Consider the following 17,613-nt stretch of genomic DNA (forward strand, 5'->3'; position numbering starts at 1 on the left):
CACCACCGGGATTCGAGGGGAACCGAGTTCCCCTACGTTCCTTCATCCGCCTCGATCATGTCCAGCCGTCCGTATCACGCCCTATTGGTGCTCATGCCCCTTAAGCACGACAAACCGCAGACGCGGATTTCCTTCCCTGAGGGGTTGGCGATCACTAGCGTTGGATGGCATGACCGCAGCGGCGGAGACGACGCCAACCCCACATCCCGATGTCCGGCACGCACCTTGGCTGAGCACCCGGCCGCGACTGGTCGTGGCCAGCGCCTTCATGCTTTTCCTGGAACTGGCGCTGATCCGGTGGACCGGATCGAACATCGTGCACCTGAGCTATTTCACGAACTTCGTTCTGCTCGGTTCCTTTCTCGGGATCGGACTGGGTTTCCTTCGCGTGGGGCGCACCACGCGGCAGCCGTACTACTCGCCGATCGTGCTGGCCATCCTGGTGCCGATCATCCTGCTCTTCCCCGTCACCGTGGACCGGCAGACCGAGGGCGTCCTGTACTGGACGAGCCTGAGCACCACCGGGCCACCGGCCTGGCTGATCCTGCCTGTGATCTTCACGGCGGCGGCGATCGTGCTGATGGGCCCCGCGGAGCTGGTCGGGCGCTGCTTCCCCGAGCTGGGGCGGCTGGAGGCCTACCGCTACGACCTGATCGGCAGCCTCACCGGCATCGGGCTGTTCACCGCGCTGTCGTTCCTCAGCGCGCCCCCCGTGGTGTGGGGGGCCATCGTCGCGATCGCCTACGCGGTGCTGCTGTGGCCCCGCACGGTCTGGGCGCGGGTGGCGCTGGCGATGCCGTCGCTGGTCATCGTCGGGGCGCTCGGCGTGGAGACGCTGACCGCGGGGGCACTGTGGTCGCCCTACTACAAGGTGACCTATTCGCACGCCCAGTGGAACGGCGTGCCGCTGATGGACATCAGCGTGAACGGCATCCCGCACCAGCAGGCCACCCCGGCCAAGAGCAAGCTGGAGTGGGAGGGACAGTACGGCCTGCCGTACGAGCGGTCGACCTCGGGCAAGCTGGACGACGTGCTGATCGTGGGCGCGGGCAGCGGCACCGACGTGTCGATCGCGCTGTCCAAGGGCGCCAAGCGGGTGGACGCCGTGGAGATCGATCCCAAGCTGCTCGAACTCGGCCGCACCTACCATCCGGACAGGCCCTACAACGACCCGCGTGTCACCACCCACGTCACCGACGGCCGCGCCTTCCTCGAACGCAACTCCGACAAGAGATACGACCTGATCCTCTTCGCGCTGCCCGACTCGCTCACGCTGGTCTCCGGGGCGAGCTCGCTGCGGCTGGAGAGCTACCTGTTCACCCAGCAGGCGATGGAGGCGGCCAGGAATCACCTCAAGCCCGACGGCGTCTTCTCGATGTACAACTACTACCGCGAGAACTGGCTGGTGGACCGGCTCGGCTCCACCATGCAGGCGGCCTTCGGGCACAAGCCGTGCGTGGACGTCGTCAGCGAGGCAGGACAGCAGGCCGTGATCACCTCCGGGCTCAGTGCCGCGACGCAGAGGTGCGCCACGGAGTGGGCGGGAGCGACCGCGCAGACCCCGCCGCCGACCGGTGACGACCGGCCCTTCCTCTACCTGAAGGACCGGACGATCCCGCAGATCTACATCATCACCCTCGGCCTGATCCTGATCGTGAGCATGCTCGCGGTCCGTGCGGTCGCCGGCCCGTACCGGCGCATGCGCCCCTACGCCGACCTCTTCCTGCTCGGCGTGGCGTTCCTGCTGCTGGAGACCAAGAACGTGACCGGGTTCGCGCTGCTGTTCGGCACCACCTGGGTGGTGAACGCGGTCGTGTTCGGCGGGGTGCTGGTCGCCGTGCTCGCCGCGGTTGAGGTGACGCGCCGCTTCCGGGTCCCATCGCTGCCCGTGATGTACGGCGTGCTCCTCGGCGGCCTGGTACTGGCCTGGCTGGTGCCCAACTCCTGGTTGCTGGGCCTGCCGCTGCCGGTGCGCGCGGTGGTCGCCGTGGTCGTGGCGTTCCTGCCGATCTTCGCGGCCAACGTGGTGTTCGCCAAGCGTTTCGCCGACTCCGAGAACGGCACGCTCGCCTTCGGCGCGAACCTGCTGGGTGCCATGGTCGGCGGCTGCCTGGAGTATCTGGCGCTCATCGTCGGCTACCAGGCCCTGCTGATCGTGGCGGGCCTGATCTACCTCATGGCCTTCGCCCTGCTGCCCAGGAACGCCCGGATCGCCTGAGAGCGGGCGCCCGTCGCCGAGGGCCTCGCCGTACGGCGGCCCGGCGCCCGTGACGAGAAAGACCCGTGGCCCGCACCCCTTTCAAAGGGGTGCGGGCCACGGGTCTTTCGGGCGGGAGCCGGTGTCCGGGGTGGAAGACCCGGGACGGGTCAGAACCCGCAGAGATCGCTGAGGGCCTGGGCGCCGGCCTTGCTGCCGTTCTGGGTGGGGGTCTGGCTCGGCAGCGCCGCCACGGTCCTGGTGGGCTTGGGGGTGAGGGTGGGCGTCGTGCCGCTCGTGCCGGGGGAGGGTGTCACCCGGGCGGCCTGGGGACGGCGCGCGGGCGGGCGCAGTGCCCTGGCGGTCGCGGTGCGGATCTTCTGCCAGTCGGCGGCGCCGGGCCAGAAGTCCGGCGGCACGAACTGAAGGCTGGTGATCTTGGCGTCCTTGACCTTGAGGCCGAGTTCGACGAGGTGCGGCAGCAGCTCGCGGGGAATGTCGGTCTTGGCCATCTGCTTGGCCACACCCGCGATCTTGGTGAAGTTGGTGAGCACGACCTGGGGGGTGGCCTGCTGGGCGAAGGCGCCGATGACACAGCGCTGGCGGTTCATCCGGGAGAAGTCGTCGCTCTCGACGCGGGAGCGGCCGTACCAGAGCGCCTCCTCACCCGACAGCGTCCGGTAGCCGGCCTTGATGGTGCCCGCGGTGCCGTAGTGGCCGCCCCACTTCACGTCGTTGTCCACCCTGATCTTCAGCCCGCCGATGGCGTCCACCAGGTGGGCGAAGCCGAACATGTTGATCAAAGCGTAATAGTCGATCTTGAGGTTGAGCGTGAAGCCGATGGCGTCCATGAGGGCTCTGGGGCCTCGCTCCCCGGTCTTGCCCGGAACGATGTCGGGATGCTCCTCGCCGTACTGCCAGATCTCGTTGAGCAGGCCGCCGTTGGGCAGCTCGCGCATGTAGCCGTTGGGAAACTGCTTGCCGAGCGGGGTGTTGGGAGGGAAGCGGACGTGCTGCAGGTTGCGGGGGAGACTGAACAGGACCGTGTTGCCGGTTTTGGTGTCCACACTGGCCACGTTCATGCTGTCGGTCCGCACGCCCTCCCTGTTGCCCGCGCCATCGCCGCCGACGAGCAGGAAGTTCACCCGGGTGCGGCCGTTCCACGGATCCTCGTGCTTGACCGGGGCCACCGCGGGGTTGTCCGTGGAGCTCTGGAAGATGGCGTTGGCCGCGTCCTTGACGGTCAGCACGGTGCTCGCGGTCAGCGCGAACGGCGCCGTCACCGCCACGCAGAGCACGCCCACCACGATGCCCGACACGATCTGGCCCCTGCCGCTCAGGCGGTTGGGGCGCAGGGAGACGTAGGACCAGAGCACCAGCAGGAACCAGCAGAACGCGCCGACGATGGCCAGGATCGTCCCGGCGAGGAGCGTGCCGTCCTGGGCGACCAGACCGGCGTCGCCGCTCAGGACGAACCCCCCGATCAGCGCGGTCAGCAGCAGCGCGCCGAAGATCCCGAGCAGGATGAAGCCGGTACGGCGACGCCCCGCGCGCAGGTGGGCCGAGCCCGGAAGGATTATGGATAGAGCGGTCCAGCCGACGAGCGAGAGGGGCGTCAGCGGCTTGGCGAACCGCATCCGTCCCGGGGGGGCGGGAACGGAGGGCCGGGTTTCGGCCTCCCGCGTCTGCTCGGGCCGCGTGTCCGGCGCGCCCTGCGCGTGACGGGCGTCCTGCCCGTCCTGTTCCGCCTGCTCGGGTCGTCTGCCCGGAGCGTCCTGCCGGTCCTGGGCGGCAGGCCGGCCCCGCCCGTCAGGGGGGCGGTGCCCCTCCGGTACGGCCTCCGCGTGATGCGGGTCCTGCGTGTCGGCCGGGCCCCGTGCCCCCGGCGGGTCCTGCGTGTCGGCCGGGCCCCGCGCTCCCGGCGATCCCTGCGCGTCGGCCGGGCCCCGCGTCCCCGACGGTCCCTGCACGTCGGATGATCCGTCCGTGCCGTCGGGACCTGGGCCGGGGGCCGCGCTGCGCCGCCGGGAGCGCCGTTTCCCACCCTCACTGGCGAGATCCCCCGAGTCTTGCCCAAGGCGCATCGTCACACCGCTTCCTACTACGTCTTATCCCGGTCCACCTGGCGAAACGGCCAAAGTTCCCTAATTCCACGGAATTGTCAGGATTCTAGCCCTCATACACGGACATGGCAGACGGATGACCAATTTGTGGTTAATGGTCCCTTACACTACGGCGTCGCCGGGTTGGTCTGGGTGAGGGCCGCTGGTGCGGGTGGAGGCGCCCCGGAGGCGGCGGCGGGAGATATGACCCGCCGTCCGCCACGCTGTCTCCCCATCGCCCCAAACATCCGATATGGCCGTGAAGGCTCGGGCGTTTGTCGAATTTGGGGCGTAAGCATACTGATTTCTCATACGTCACGGATGTCGCTGCATTCGGTTACATTCCGAAATCATCCGAGGTGATCTCCGCGATGTGCGGGACCCAGCCAGGTGCTGTGTCCTAGCTTCAAAGTCATGAATCTGCAGCAGCTCCGCTATGTGGTCGCGACGGCGGAGCATCGCACCATGACCGACGCGGCCAGGTCGCTGTACATCGCACAACCTGCGCTTTCACGTGCGATAAGAGACCTCGAACGAGAGCTCGGAATGACGTTGTTCGCCCGTTCCGGACGTGGCGTGGTCGTCACGGCCCAAGGGCGCCGGGTCGTCAAACTGGCCCGGGAGGCACTCGACGCCGTTCGTGAGATCGAGGCACTGTCCACGCATGGCCATTCGTCCGAGGCGGAACTGCGTATCGCCTCGACCCCCAGCCTTGAGCCGGGGTTGGCCGGACGCCTCCTCCCCGCGTACACCGCCGAACATCCCGGTGTACGCGTCCACATTGTCCGCTGTGACGGACGGGACGGCGTGATCAGCGCCATCAGGGACCAGCGGGCCGACCTCGGCCTGACGGACCTGCCCGTCCCCACCGATCTGATCAGCCATCCGCTCGAGCGCCAGGAGATCGTCCTGATCTCCCCGCCCGGCGTGGCCCTGCCCGACCCGGTGCCGATGAGCAGGCTCAACGGCATGCGACTGGTGCTGCCGGCTCCCGGCAGTTCCCGGCGAAGGGAGTTCGAAGCGCTGTTCGCCAAGCACGGCGTCACCCCGGTGGTGGCGGCGCAGCTGGACGAGCGCGGCAACTGGCTGAGCGCGGTCCGCTCAGGTACGGCCTCGCTGCTCTGGTACCGGGGGATGACCGAACAGGCCGCCCGGGCAGGGCTGGTGGTTCGCGCCCTTGATCCCTCGGTCCGCCGGGTGATCGCCATCGTCCACGCGCGACGGCGGCTGCCCGCCATCGCGCAGGAGTTCCTGTCCGTGGCCGAAAGTGGGTCGGCCGCCTAGGAACGCGCTGATTGTCCGTTTTTCCCCAGAGGCGGCGCAGGTGGGAGCGCCGGCCTCTCCGACACCGGGCTATAGGCTCGGTATCGATGACTACCCTGCACCTGCGTGGCCGTGAGTTCCGGCCCGGCGAGTTCGCGATCATGGCTGTGGTGAACCGCACCCCCGACTCCTTCTTCGACAAAGGCAGGACGTACGGCTTCGCGGCCGCACTCGACGCGGTGGACGGGGCCGTCGGCAACGGCGCGGACATCGTGGACATCGGCGGCGTCAAGGCGGGTCCCGGCGACGAGGTGAGCCCCGCGGAGGAGATCCGCCGGGTGGCCGACCTGGTCGCGGCGGTCAGAGAGCGCCACCCCCAACTGATCATCAGCGTCGACACCTGGCGCGCCGAGGTCGGCGAGGTCGTCGCCGAGGCGGGCGCCGACCTGCTCAACGACACCTGGGGCGGGGTCGACCCCGACCTGGCGAAGGTCGCCGCCAAGCACGGCATCGGGCTGGTCTGCGCGCACGCCGGACGCGTCGCCCCCCGTACCCGCCCGCACCGCATCGCCTACGCCGACGTGGTCGCCGACGTCATCGCTCACACCACGGACCTCGCCGAGCGCGCCGTCGCGGCGGGAGTTCCCAGGGAGTCGATCCTGATCGACCCGGCGCACGACTTCGGCAAGAACACCTGGCACTCCCTGGAGGTGAGCCGCCGCCTGCACGAGATGGTCGCCACCGGCTGGCCGGTGCTCGTCGCGGTCTCCAACAAGGACTTCGTCGGGGAGACGCTCGGAGGTCTCCCGGTCGACCGCCGCCACGCGGGCACGATGGCCACCCTCGCGGTCTCCGCCTGGCAGGGCGCCCGGGTCTTCAGGGTCCACGACGCCGCCTCCGCCCGCACCGCGCTGGCCACCGTGGCCGAGCTGCGAGGCTGACCGGTCAAGAGAGCGGAAGCCGTACGACGGCCCGGAGACCCGGGGAGGCGTCTTCCAGGTGAACCGCGCCGCCGTGGGCGTGGACCGTCTCGCGGACGATCGCCAGGCCCAGCCCGGCCCCGCCCTCGTCGCGGCTGCGCGCGCTGTCCAGGCGGGTGAACCGGTCGAAGACGCGCTCGCGGTCGGGCTCGGGGATGCCGGGGCCGTCGTCGGTGACGGTCAGTATCGCGTCGGCCCCCTCGGTCCGCAGCTCGACCACCACGGCGGCGCTGGTGTGCCGCAACGCGTTGTCGACCAGGTTGACCAGCACTCGCCCCAGGTCCAGCGCGTCGCCCGTCACCACGATCGCCCCGGCCGCCCGCCAGGCGTCCTTCGGCGTCCCGGACGTCCGCCGGACGTCCCCCGGCGTCTCGATCGCCTTGTGGGCCCGGCCCCCGTTTCCCGGCCGGTCGATCGGGGCGCCCGCGACCTTCACGGTGACGGCCTCGCCGTACCGCTCGGCCGTCTGCGGGACCAGCTGGTCCAGCTCCACCGGTTCCTTGCGCGCCAGCGCGCCGTCGCGCTCGTCCAGGCGGGCCAGCGCGAGCAGGTCCTCGGCCAGCCGGTACAGGCGCATGGTGTCCTCCAGCACGCCCTCGGCCGTCTCCCGCCAGTCCTGCCCCTCCGGATAGCCGAGCGCCACCTCCAGCTGGAGCCGGATGCTGGCCAGCGGGCTGCGCAGTTCGTGCGCGGCGTCGGAGACCAGGGCCCGTTGCCGGGTGTCGGCCTTCTCCAGCCGGGCCAGCATGGCGTTGAGCGTGGTGGCCAGGCTGTGGACCTCATCGTGGGCCTCGGGCACCGGCAGGCGGCGGGAGCGGGCGGTGCCGGTGATCTCGTCCGCGCCCCGGCGCAGCGCGGCGATGGGCCGCAGGGTCCCGCCGATGATCACCCAGCTGGCCGCGGCGAGCAGTATCAGCAGCAGCGGCGTGCCGACGATCAGCACGTGCCCGGCCGTGCTGATGCTGGTCTGCACCTCGCTGAAGGGGCGCGCGGCGAGCACCGTCTGCCCCCGGTCGGCGCTGAGCACCCGGACCCGCAGCACATGCGGGATCCCGTAGGGCTCGCCGTCCAGATACCGCGCTTGACCGCTGTCGATCGCCTTCCGCCGATCCCCGGCGTCCAGCAGCGGGACCAGCCTGTCGGTGCCGGTGGTGGCGTGGGTGATCCGCCCGGCCGCGTCGATCACCTGCAGCAGGGTGCCGTCGGCCGAGGTCAGCTCGTCCGGCAGTCGCCCGGCGTCGGCGAGCGAGACCGCGTCCCGGGCCCGCTGGTAGATCGAGTCGTCGATGGTGGTGATCAGTGAGTTCCCGAGCACGCCGATCATCACGTAGGCCGAGACCACCAGCGCCACCGCGAGCACGGCCGAGGCCACCGCGGTCAGCCGGAAGCGCAGGCTTTTGCGCCGCCACCAGCCGACCGTGCGACGGGCCCCGTGGGCGGCCGGATCAGCCGCCATCGCCGGCCAGCCGGTACCCCGACCCCCGGACGGTCTGCAGGGCACTCCTGGAGAACGGCACGTCGATCTTGCGGCGCAGGTAGCCCACGTAGACCTCGACCACGTTGGGGTCGGTGTCGAAGGTGTCCCAGACGTGCTCCAGGATCTCGGTCTTGGAGACCACCTCGTCGTGGCGGCGGATCAGATACTCCAGGAGCGCGAACTCCCTGGGCGTCAGCTCCACCGGCGTCTCGCCCCTGGTGACCCTGCGCCGCGCGGGATCCAGCGACAGGTCACCGGCCCGCAGTACGGCGGGGCGCCGGTTCGCCCCCCGCCGCAGCAGCGCCCTCAGCCTGGCGACCAGCACGACGTAGGAGAACGGCTTGGTCAGGTAGTCGTCGGCGCCCAGGTCGAGCCCGTCGGCCATGTCGTACTCGCCGTCCTTGGCCGACAGCATCAGGATCGGCACCCAGTTCTCCTCGGCCCGCAACTGCTTGCAGACGTTGTAGCCGGAGATCTTGGGCAACATGATGTCCAGCACCACCACGTCGTACTCACCCTGCCTGGCCAGATGCAGTCCGTCCTCACCGTCGTGCGCGAGATCGACCGCGAACCCCTCGGCCTGCAGCCCGCGTTGGAGTGCCGCGGCCATTCGCCGCTCGTCCTCCACGACGAGAACCCGCATCTTCGCCCCTTCCATCGTGAACGCCCATCTTCGGTCAGCCGGCCTGAGAGACGGCTGAGAATCCTGTGAGCCCCCTCAGTCTGTCTCAGCTTCGGCACAGGACCGGTCACGCAGTCTGATGGGCGACAGGGGTTTACGGCATACCGTGAAGGAATGAGATGCCCGAGCAAGCAAGCCAAGACAGACGAGGCAGACGAGGCAACGCGGTGAAGTGGGCCGTGCCGGTCGCCGCGGTCGCGCTGGTCGCCGGAGCCATCGGCGCGGGGCCGGTCATCGCGGCGGTCCAGGGAGACCCGGTGCTGCCCGGACGCACCGCCGAGCAGTTGCTCGCGGACGCCGCCCAGGCCACCAAGTCCGGGCTGAAGCCCATGTCGGGCACCGTGATGCAGACCGCCTCCTTCGGTCTTCCCGGGCTGCCCCAGGTGCCGGGCATGGGCGGCACCTCGCCCGCGGCCCTGCTGGCGGGCTCGCACGAGCTCAAGGTCTGGTACGGCGGGGAGAACCAGGTACGGCTCGCCCTGCCCGGGCGGATGAGCGAGAGCAACCTGATCGTCAACGGCGACCAGGCCTGGTTGTGGGAGAGCGACGCCAACAAGGCCACCCGTATCAAGGTCGACGGCCAGGCCCTGCACGGCGGGGCCGGAGAGGCCCCGAAGGCACTGCCCACGGCGACCACCCCGCAGCAGCTCGCCCAGGAGCTCCTGCGGGAGACCGGCGCCGACACCGTGGTCAGCGTGACCAACACCGAGAAGGTCGCCGACCGCGCGGCCTACCAGCTCGTCCTCGCGCCCAAGGACGCCTCGTCCCTGGTCAGGGAGGTCAGGCTGGCACTCGACGGGGAGACCTTCATCCCGCTGCGGATCCAGGTCTACGCCAAGAGCGCGGCCGAGCCGGCCTTCGAGGTCGGCTTCACCTCGGTCACCTTCACCCCGCCCGCCGAGGACAACTTCACCTTCACCCCGCCCGCGGGCGCGAAGGTCGTCGAGCAGCGGCTGCTGGACACCCCCGCCGCCGAGCGGGGGAAGGTCGCGCAGGAGAAGGCGGAAGGGCTCAAGGACAGGGCCAGGACCATCGGTGACGGCTGGACCACGGTCATGGAGCTGCCCCTGTCCGAGCAGGACCTCAAGGGCCAGGCGCCGAAGGCGCGGGGCGACGGCCCCGCCGGGCAGGACGCGAACGCGATCGTCGACGCCCTCCTGAAGTCGGCCAAGCCGGTCAGCGGGACGTGGGGCAGCGGCAGGGTCATCCAGACCAAGCTGTTCTCCGCGCTGCTGACCGACGACGGCCGCCTGCTCGTCGGCGCGGTCACCCCCGAGAAGCTGACCGAGGCGGCCGGACAGAGATGACCGGGACGCCGCCGGACGCCGGGGGAGCCGTGCTGACCGTTCACGAGCCGATGACGCGCCTCACGGCCTCCGCCGAGGGTTGCTCGATCGTCACGCGAGGGCTGACCAAGCGGTTCCGGGGCGGCCAGGTGGCCGTGAACGACCTCGATCTGGCGGTGCCCAGAGGGTCGGTCTTCGGCTTCCTGGGCCCGAACGGCTCGGGAAAGACCACGACCATCCGCATGCTGCTCGGCCTGATCGCGCCGACGTCGGGCGGCTGGGAGCTCCTCGGCACGCCGATGCCGGGCGGGGCGGCCGGCGTGCTGCCGAGGGTGGGGGCGCTGGTCGAGGGGCCGGCGTTCTACCCCTATCTGTCGGGTGAGGCGAACCTGCGCCGCTACGACGCCGCCGACCCGTCGGCGGATCCCCGCACCGCGAACGCCAGGATCGGGCTCGCCCTGGAACGGGTGGGCCTGGCCGCCGCGGCGCGCAAACGGTACCGGGCCTACTCGCTGGGCATGCGCCAGCGGCTGGCCATCGCGGCCACGCTGCTCGGTCCGAGGGAACTGCTGGTCCTCGACGAGCCGACCAACGGTCTGGACCCGCAGGGCACCCGCGAGGTGCGGGGGTTGATCAAGGAGGTCGCCGCCGAGGGGACGACCGTGTTCGTCTCCTCCCACCTGCTGGCCGAGGTGGAGCACATGTGCTCCCACCTCGCCGTCATGCGGACGGGAAGGCTGGTCGCCCAGGGCCCGATCTCCGGGTTCCGCGAGCTTCGAGCCGGCGGGGCGGTCAGGATCCGGGTGGAGAGCCCGGACACCGCCGAGGCGGCGGCCGTACTGGCCGCTCTCGGCCTGGAAGGGATCCGCGCCGGCGACGCCGAGGTCAGTGCCGAGCTGGGAGACGCCGCTCCGGAGCGGATCTGCGCCGCGCTGGTGGCGGACGGCGTCGCCGTGCGCGGCCTCGCCGTACAGCGGCCGAGCCTTGAGGACGTGTTCGTGGGCCTGACGGGAGAGGGTTTTGATGTCGACGGTTAGCGAGAGACCGGTCGCGCGGACGGACGGGCGCGGGGGCGCCGGCGGGGACACAGCCGGGGACACAGCCGGGGACACAGGCGGGCACGGGGGAGGGGGAGCCGGCGTGGGGGCGGCCGGGGGCGGAGGGCCGGTCGCCCCCGCGCGGGCGGTGGGCGCGACCCGGGCGTGGGCGCGGCTGCTCGGCTCCGAGATGAGCCTGACCTTCCGGCGGCCGAGGAACCTCGCCATGCTGGTCGTGCTCGCCCTCGTCCCGGTGCTGGTCGGCATCGCGCTGCGGACGTTCGGCGGGCCGGACGAGGGCGGGGGACCGGCGATCTTCGCGCAGGTGACGGGGAACGGGTTGTTCCTCACCTTCGCGGCGCTCTCGCTCCTCGTGCAGCTGCTGCTTCCCGTCTCGGTCGCGGTGGTCGCCGGGGAGTCGATCGCCGGGGAAACGGGCGCGGGAACGCTGCGCTACCTGCTCGTGGCGCCGGCGGGCCGGACCCGACTGCTGGCCGTCAAATACGCCAACGTGGTCGTCTTCTGTCTCGCGAGCGTCACCGTGGTCGCGCTGTCCGCGCTGCTCGCGGGGCTGGCGCTGTTCCCGGCCGGTCCGATAACCCTGCTGTCGGGAGGGACGGTCCCCCTGTCCGAGGGGGTGCTCCGGATCGGGCTCGTCGTGCTGTACGTCGCGGCCGGCATGGCGGCCCTGGCCGCCGTCTCGATGGCGCTCTCGACGCTCACCGAGGTGGCGATCGGGGCGATAGCCGGGACCGTGGGGCTGGTCATCGTGGCCCAGCTCCTCGGCACCCTGCCCCAGCTCTCCGCGCTCCAGCCGTACCTGCTGACGCACTGGTGGAACGGATTCGACGGGGTGCTGCGTGATCCGATGGCCACGGACGAGATGGGACAGGGGTTGCTGGCCTTCGCCGCCTACGTCGTGATCTTCGGCTCGATCGCCTGGGCCCGCTTCACCAGCAGAGACATCACCGGTTGACTTCTGATTTGGTATACAGTATGGCGTTATAAACGGCCTGGGCATAACCTGGGTTCTGTCGGTTCGAGGTCACCGGACGGTGAAGCGTCGATCGAAGCCGGCGCGGGGTGCCTGATGAGTGATATGTCGACCTTGAGCCGGCCGCGGGGGCGGAGGCTGCCGGCCGAGGTCACCGGTTTCGTGGGGCGTCGGCACGAGGTGGCCGAGGTCAAACGTCTGCTGTCCGGAGCACATGTGGTGACGCTCACCGGGGCGGGCGGGGTGGGGAAGACCCGGCTGGCCCTGCGGGTCGCGGCCGATGTGCGGCGGGCCTTCCGCAACGGGGTGTGGCTGGTCGAACTCGCCGCGCTGGACAAGCCGGAACTGCTCGTCCAGACGGTGGCGGAGGCCCTGGAGATCCGGGACCGCTCTCCCCGGCCGCCCCTGAAGGTGCTCACCGATCACCTGCGGGACAAGCAGGCGCTGATGGTTCTGGACAACTGCGAGCACCTGCTGCAGGACTGCGCGGTACTCGCCGAGAAACTGGTGCGTGCCGCCCCCGACCTGCGGGTCCTCGTCACCAGCCGGCAGGCGCTGGGCGTCGACGGCGAGCACACGCTGACCGTGCCGCCGCTGGCGCTGCCGGACTCCGGTCTCGCGCGGCCGTCCACCGAGGCGCTCGCGCAGTCCGACGCGGTGCGGCTGTTCGCCGAGCGGGCCGGGGCCGTCCTGGCCGATTTCGCCGTCACCGACGACAACCGGGAGGCGGTGGAGGGCATCTGCCGCCGGCTGGACGGCCTTCCCCTCGCGATCGAGCTGGCGGCCGTGCGGCTGCGGGCGCTGTCCGTCCAGCAGCTCCTCGATCGATTGGACGACCGGTTCCGGTTGCTCACCTCCGGTTCGCGGGCGGTGCTGCCCCGCCATCAGACGTTGCGCGCCCTGATCGACTGGAGCTACGCCCTGTGCACCGACCAGGAGCGGGCGCTGTGGGAGCGGGTCTCGGTGTTCGCGGGCGATCTGGATCTTGAGGCCGCCGAGACGGTCTGCTCCGGGGACGGCATCGCCTCCGGGGAGATCGTCGACCTGGTGATCGGGCTGGTGGACAAGTCCGTCCTGGTCCGGGAGGAGTATCCGTCGGGGGTGCGGTACCGGCTGCTGGAGACGATCCGGCAGTACGGCCGCGACCGGCTGCGAGAGTCCGGGGAGGAAGAAGATCTGCGGCGACGGCACCGCGACTGGTGCCAGGGGCTGGTGGCCCGCGCGGAACAGGAGTGGTTCGGCCCCGGTCAGGTGAGGTGGTTCGCGCGCCTGCGCGGTGAGCACAGCAACCTCCGCGCGGCCCTGGACTTCTGTCTCACGGCGCGGGGAGAGGCCGAGCGCGGGCTGGCCGTCGCCACGGCCATGCGGTTCTACTGGATCGCGGCCGGTTTCCTGCACGAGGGGCGGTGCTGGCTCGACCCGCTTCTCGCCGCGGACGCGGCGCCGACCGTTTCCCGGGCCAGGGCACTGTGCGTCAACGCCCGCCTGGCGGTCCTCCAGAGCGACTTCGCGGCGGCGGAGTCGATGCTGGAGGAGAGCCGGGCGCTGGCGGGACGATTCGACGACGCGGCGACCCTCGCGCAGATCATGTACGTCTCCGGTCTCTCCGCGCTGGTCCGGCAGGACCTGACGAGGGCCGCGACGCTTCTTGAGAATGCGGTCGATCGCCACAGGGAGCTGGACGATCAGGTGGGCGTGGTGAACTCACTGATGTACCTCGCCACCGCGCATTCGTTCCTCGGCCACTCCCGCCGGGCCCTCACCCTGTTCGAGACCTGCCTGGGATTGTGCGAGGCCCGCAGCGAACACTGGTTCAGGTCGTACGTGCTGTCCGTCTTCGCGATCGAGATGTGGCGGCAGGGCGACACGGCGCGGGCGATCGAGATGGAAAGCGAGAGCATCCGGCTCAAGCAGCCCTTCAACGACCGGCTGGGCATCGCGCTGTGCGTCGAGGTGATGGCGTGGATCGCCGCAGGCAAGGGCGACTGCGAGTGCGCGGCCCAGTTGCTCGGCGCCCTGCGGGGGATCTGGCGATCCGTCGGGGGTCCCCTGTTCGGCTACCTCGCCGAGTACCACTCGCAGTGCGAGGCGGTGGTTCGTTCGGCTCTCGGGGTGAAGAGATTCGACGTCGCCCTGCGCAAGGGGGCGGGGCTCACCTTCGAGGGGGCGCTCGCGTGCGCCCTGCGGGAGAAGGCGTCCGCGGGCGAACAGCCCGAGGAGGCCGACCGGCCGTCACCGTTGACCCGCAGGGAGACGGAGATCGCCCAGCTCGTCGCCCAGGGGTTGAGCAACAAGGAGATCGCGGCGTCCCTGGTGATCGCCCAGCGCACCGCCGAGGGCCACATCGAGCACATCCTGAGCAAGCTCGGCTTCCATTCACGCGCCCAGGTCGCCGTCTGGGTGGGCGAGCGGACTCGAGCCCCTGAGGAGGAGCGTCCTTCCGAGGGCGATCCCGGGCCCGCGGCTCCGCCCGCCTCCTGACCCGGCGACGGGGCGAGCGCGTTCCCCGCGGGACTCGTCGGCCCCGATCACCGGAGAACCGGGGCCGAGGGGTGCGAGCGTGTTCCCCGTGGCGTCCGTCGGCCCGACCACCGGAGGCGGTGATCGGGCCGACGGGCGCCGGGAGGGCTCAGCTTTGGGGGTGAGAGTGCACGGGCAGCTCGAACCAGACGACTTTGCCGGTGGAGGTGCGGGTACTGCCCCAGCAGCAGGACAGCAGGTCGATCAGGCGCAGCCCGCGTCCTCTGTCCTCGTCGTCGCCGGCCTCGTACACGTAGGGCAGCGCGGAATCCGAGTCCTCGACCTCGCAGCGCAGCAGCCCCTCCTGGAGGGAGAGGGTGAGCCGGATCGTCCCGTACGCGTGACACAGCGCGTTGGTGACCAGTTCGCTGACGAGCAGTTCGGCGACCCCGCTCTGCCCGTCGGCTCCCCATTCGACCAGTTGGGAGCGGGCCAGACGCCGTGCCTTGCCCACGGAGGAGGGCCTGGGAGAGAACCGCCAGGAGATTTCCCTGCAAAAACGGGAGTCGAACATGAGTTCACCAAGGTGGCCGATGGTCGCCCGGATCCGGTGCCAGACGTACGCCTGATCGCGCCCGTCTCCGGAAGCACTCCGGGAGAGGGGACGGCTCCCGGAGGCGGGCGCGATCGGCGGGGGCGGGCAGGTCCGCGGACGCGTCGTTCCCGCTCGCGGGTCGGCGGGAATGTAGAGGCGGTTCACGCGGCCTGCCCATAGGGGCTGCGGTGAGCGGGGATGCTTCTCCCGTCGGGCATGAGCTCGCCGGTGTCGTCGAAGATCACTACACCGTTGCACAGCAGACCCCACCCCTGCTCCGGGTGAAAGGCGACAAGGAACGCGGCCTCGTGATCGGGAGCGTCCGAGGGGGGGCATTGCGGTTGGTGTTGACACATCGTTCGTACCTGTGATCCATCGACGATTGAGTGGAAGTTCTCACCACTGATCAGCCTGTGCTCCGGCCGGGCGGCAGGAAACGGGATAAACCCCCCCATTCATACCTATTGCGTAATACGTAGGTAGTGCCTCGGTAAGCTGCGTAATGACCGGCACCTGCCGCTTTCCCCTTGTGGACAGGCGTTTTCGCGGCACGACACCCCCAGGGCACTCGGTATGGAGAATGGCAGGGGACCCCGTCCTTCAGGTAAAGAAACCGGGGCTCAGCCGGAGTGGCTCTCCGACACGGTGTCGCGCAGGCAGCGGAGGGCGACGTTCACCCTGTCGAGGGTCTCCTCCTCGGGAAGCGCGGGTTTCCTCGGCCTCCGCCCCGTGCGGATGTCGGCCGCGATGTCCTCCAGGGACGTCACCACGGCGTCGACGGACTCCTGTGAGGGAGGCGGCGTGCCGTGGTCGGTGCGAACGGCGGTGGCGGCGGCCGCGTCGATCAGCCGTTCCAGCGAGACCATCGCGGGCCACCAGGCGGTGACGCGCCTGCTGATCGCGGCGGGTTCGGTCACCGCCCGCTGGAAGACCGTCCGCAGGTCGGCCAGAGCGTCGTAGGCCATGCGGAGGTGCAGCGCCCTGGCGTCGTCCCGCGGGTCGAACGCGTGCCGGAGGTAGCCCGCGGTGGCCGACAGGACCTCGGCGAACTGCGGCCCGACCGGGGCCTCCCAGCTCGCCGACCACGGCAGGTACCCCAGCAGGAGGACGATCAGGCACCCGAGCAGGGTGTCCAGCAGCCGGATCTCCGCCAGTCTCGGCCCGCTGTCGGTCAGCAGGTCGACCAGGAGCAGGACCAAAGGCGCCTGGAAGGTCGACATCAGGCCCCAGTTGCGTTGCATGCCGTACGGCAGGAGCGCCGCGAACACCGCGATCGGGATCAGGAGCGCCGGGCCGTACGGCACCACGATCAGCACCGCGGTGCCGATCAGCGCGCCCACGACGGTCCCGAGCCCGCGCTGCACGGCGCGCGCGAACACCGAGCCGAAGTCGGGCTTGAGCACCAGCGCGACGGTCAGCGTCGTCCAGTAGGACCGTTCGAACAGACTGAGCTCGCTGATCGCGGCGGCGGCTCCCATGCAGAGCGTGAGCCGGATCGTGTAGACGCGGGTGAGGTGCCCGTACCACATCTCCTTCCACGCCCTCCGGAGCCGATGGGCGTGCCCGACCGGCTCGTACGGCGGCTGATCGGCCGCGACCTCGCCGCCGGACACCAGCTCGACGGCCTCCCGCACGGACGAGCACAGGGCGCGGAGGGCGGGTGAGTCGTACTCGCAGCGCGGCGGGCCGGGCGGCTCCCCCTCTCCGGCGAGCGACCCGGTGAGCTCCTCGACGGCCGCAGCCAGCTCCCCGGGCGGCTCGCGCTCCTCATGGTCCAGTGAGATCAGCGCGTTGCGGATCGGCGACGCCTGGTTCAGCAGGGCGACCAGCCGGCTGCGTTCCGCGTCCGTGCCCGCCGCCCTGGAGCGGGCGCCGAGCACGGTCTCGTAGGCGTTCTTGAGGGTGATGTCGAACGCGGCCAGGGCGTCGCCGTCCCGGTCCGCGAACAGCCGGGAGAGCGCCCGGTAGACCGCGATCACCACGGCCTCCTCCGCCGCACGGGGACGGAGCAGCCAGCCGGGCGTCATCAGCGCGACGGCCCATCCCGCGCCGAGCAGGAACGACAGCGTGTTCAGGCCGATCGATCCCGGCAGCTCTATGCCGGCGCCGATCACGGCCATCACGAGCAACTGGAGCCCGGCCACCGAACCCGTGGACCCCGTCGTGCTGATCAGCGCGGACACCACCGAGACGGCCATCAGGACCGGCACCGTCCACCAGCCCCGGCCGTGCGCCATCGCCCCCAGGAGATACCCCAGCCCTCCGAGAAGGCCGGCCGCACCCATCAGGATCACCCTGACCCGGTACGACCCGCCGCGATCGGACACCGCGGCGGTCATGGCGCCCATGGCCGGCAGCAGGCCCGCCACGACCTGCCCGGCGGCGAGCGCCACGACGAGCGGGGCGGTCACGGCGACGGCGGTGCGCAGCATCGGCCCCCACCGCAGCGGCGCCGGCGCCGGCCGTACCGTCTCCACGAGCCAGTCCGGAGCGGCGCCGGCCAGCTGGTCGGCGGCTCGCCGGAAGAGCCGGGGCATCGA

At 70.7% G+C, this 17,613-nt stretch carries 13 protein-coding genes; 7 read left to right on the plus strand and 6 right to left on the minus strand.

The genetic code is table 11. The features are described 5' to 3' along the window. The first annotated feature begins 169 nt into the window (after window positions 1-169). Window positions 170-2,218, plus strand: a complete 2,049-nt coding sequence (locus J2853_RS06045) for a spermine/spermidine synthase domain-containing protein (protein WP_307555808.1) — start codon at window positions 170-172, stop codon at window positions 2,216-2,218. A gap of 149 nt (window positions 2,219-2,367) precedes the next feature. Here the strand turns inward: J2853_RS06045 and J2853_RS06050 are convergent, their stop codons facing one another. Next, entirely contained in the window at window positions 2,368-4,281 is a 1,914-nt protein-coding gene (locus J2853_RS06050) for an LCP family glycopolymer transferase (protein WP_307568615.1), read from the minus strand. 432 nt (window positions 4,282-4,713) lie between these two features. On the opposite strand from J2853_RS06050, the gene J2853_RS06055 reads away from it, so the two are divergent. Beyond that, entirely contained in the window at window positions 4,714-5,583 is an 870-nt protein-coding gene (locus tag J2853_RS06055; protein ID WP_307555810.1) for a LysR family transcriptional regulator, read from the plus strand. 86 nt (window positions 5,584-5,669) lie between these two features. Continuing rightward, a complete protein-coding gene (folP, locus tag J2853_RS06060; protein ID WP_307555811.1) occupies window positions 5,670-6,503 on the plus strand; it encodes a dihydropteroate synthase in 834 nt (277 codons plus the stop codon). Window positions 6,504-6,507: 4 nt separating this feature from the next. Here the strand turns inward: folP and J2853_RS06065 are convergent, their stop codons facing one another. After that, window positions 6,508-7,998: a sensor histidine kinase gene (locus tag J2853_RS06065; protein WP_307555813.1), complete on the minus strand. Its 1,491-nt coding sequence runs from the start codon at window positions 7,996-7,998 to the stop codon at window positions 6,508-6,510. Next, on the minus strand, window positions 7,988-8,662 hold the full coding sequence (locus tag J2853_RS06070) for a response regulator transcription factor (protein ID WP_307555815.1): 675 nt from the start codon (window positions 8,660-8,662) through the stop codon (window positions 7,988-7,990). The genes J2853_RS06065 and J2853_RS06070 overlap by 11 nt, the downstream gene beginning before the upstream one ends. Window positions 8,663-8,820: 158 nt before the next feature. Between J2853_RS06070 and J2853_RS06075 the strand changes: the two genes are divergently transcribed. The 4 genes from J2853_RS06075 (at window position 8,821) to J2853_RS06090 (ending at window position 14,499) form a co-directional block, all read left to right on the plus strand. Continuing rightward, the gene (locus J2853_RS06075) at window positions 8,821-10,008 is read left to right on the plus strand and encodes a LolA family protein (protein WP_307555817.1); all 1,188 of its coding nucleotides are present in this window, start codon (window positions 8,821-8,823) and stop codon (window positions 10,006-10,008) included. Continuing rightward, window positions 10,005-11,024, plus strand: a complete 1,020-nt coding sequence (locus J2853_RS06080) for an ABC transporter ATP-binding protein (protein WP_307555819.1) — start codon at window positions 10,005-10,007, stop codon at window positions 11,022-11,024. Before J2853_RS06075 ends, J2853_RS06080 begins: the two co-directional genes overlap by 4 nt. A 103-nt stretch (window positions 11,025-11,127) precedes the next feature. After that, window positions 11,128-12,000 carry a DUF2705 family protein gene (locus tag J2853_RS06085; RefSeq protein WP_307555821.1) on the plus strand — a complete coding sequence of 291 codons (873 nt, stop codon included), beginning with the start codon at window positions 11,128-11,130 and terminating at the stop codon, window positions 11,998-12,000. Between the two features lie 114 nt (window positions 12,001-12,114). Next, window positions 12,115-14,499, plus strand: coding sequence for an ATP-binding protein (locus tag J2853_RS06090; protein ID WP_307555823.1), 2,385 nt, complete (start codon window positions 12,115-12,117; stop codon window positions 14,497-14,499). 148 nt (window positions 14,500-14,647) lie between these two features. On the opposite strand, the gene J2853_RS06095 is transcribed toward J2853_RS06090, so the two are convergent. The 3 genes from J2853_RS06095 to J2853_RS06105 form a co-directional block, all read right to left on the minus strand. Then, complete coding sequence (locus tag J2853_RS06095; RefSeq protein ID WP_307555824.1) at window positions 14,648-15,052, minus strand: ATP-binding protein; 405 nt, start codon at window positions 15,050-15,052, stop codon at window positions 14,648-14,650. 182 nt (window positions 15,053-15,234) lie between these two features. Further along, on the minus strand, window positions 15,235-15,429 hold the full coding sequence (locus J2853_RS06100) for a DUF5999 family protein (protein ID WP_307555825.1): 195 nt from the start codon (window positions 15,427-15,429) through the stop codon (window positions 15,235-15,237). A 264-nt stretch (window positions 15,430-15,693) separates the two neighbouring features. Next, window positions 15,694-17,610 carry an FUSC family protein gene (locus J2853_RS06105; protein ID WP_307555827.1) on the minus strand — a complete coding sequence of 639 codons (1,917 nt, stop codon included), beginning with the start codon at window positions 17,608-17,610 and terminating at the stop codon, window positions 15,694-15,696. Between the last annotated feature and the right edge of the window lie 3 nt (window positions 17,611-17,613).

This window comes from Streptosporangium lutulentum, assembly GCF_030811455.1.
GTDB lineage: Bacteria > Actinomycetota > Actinomycetes > Streptosporangiales > Streptosporangiaceae > Streptosporangium > Streptosporangium lutulentum.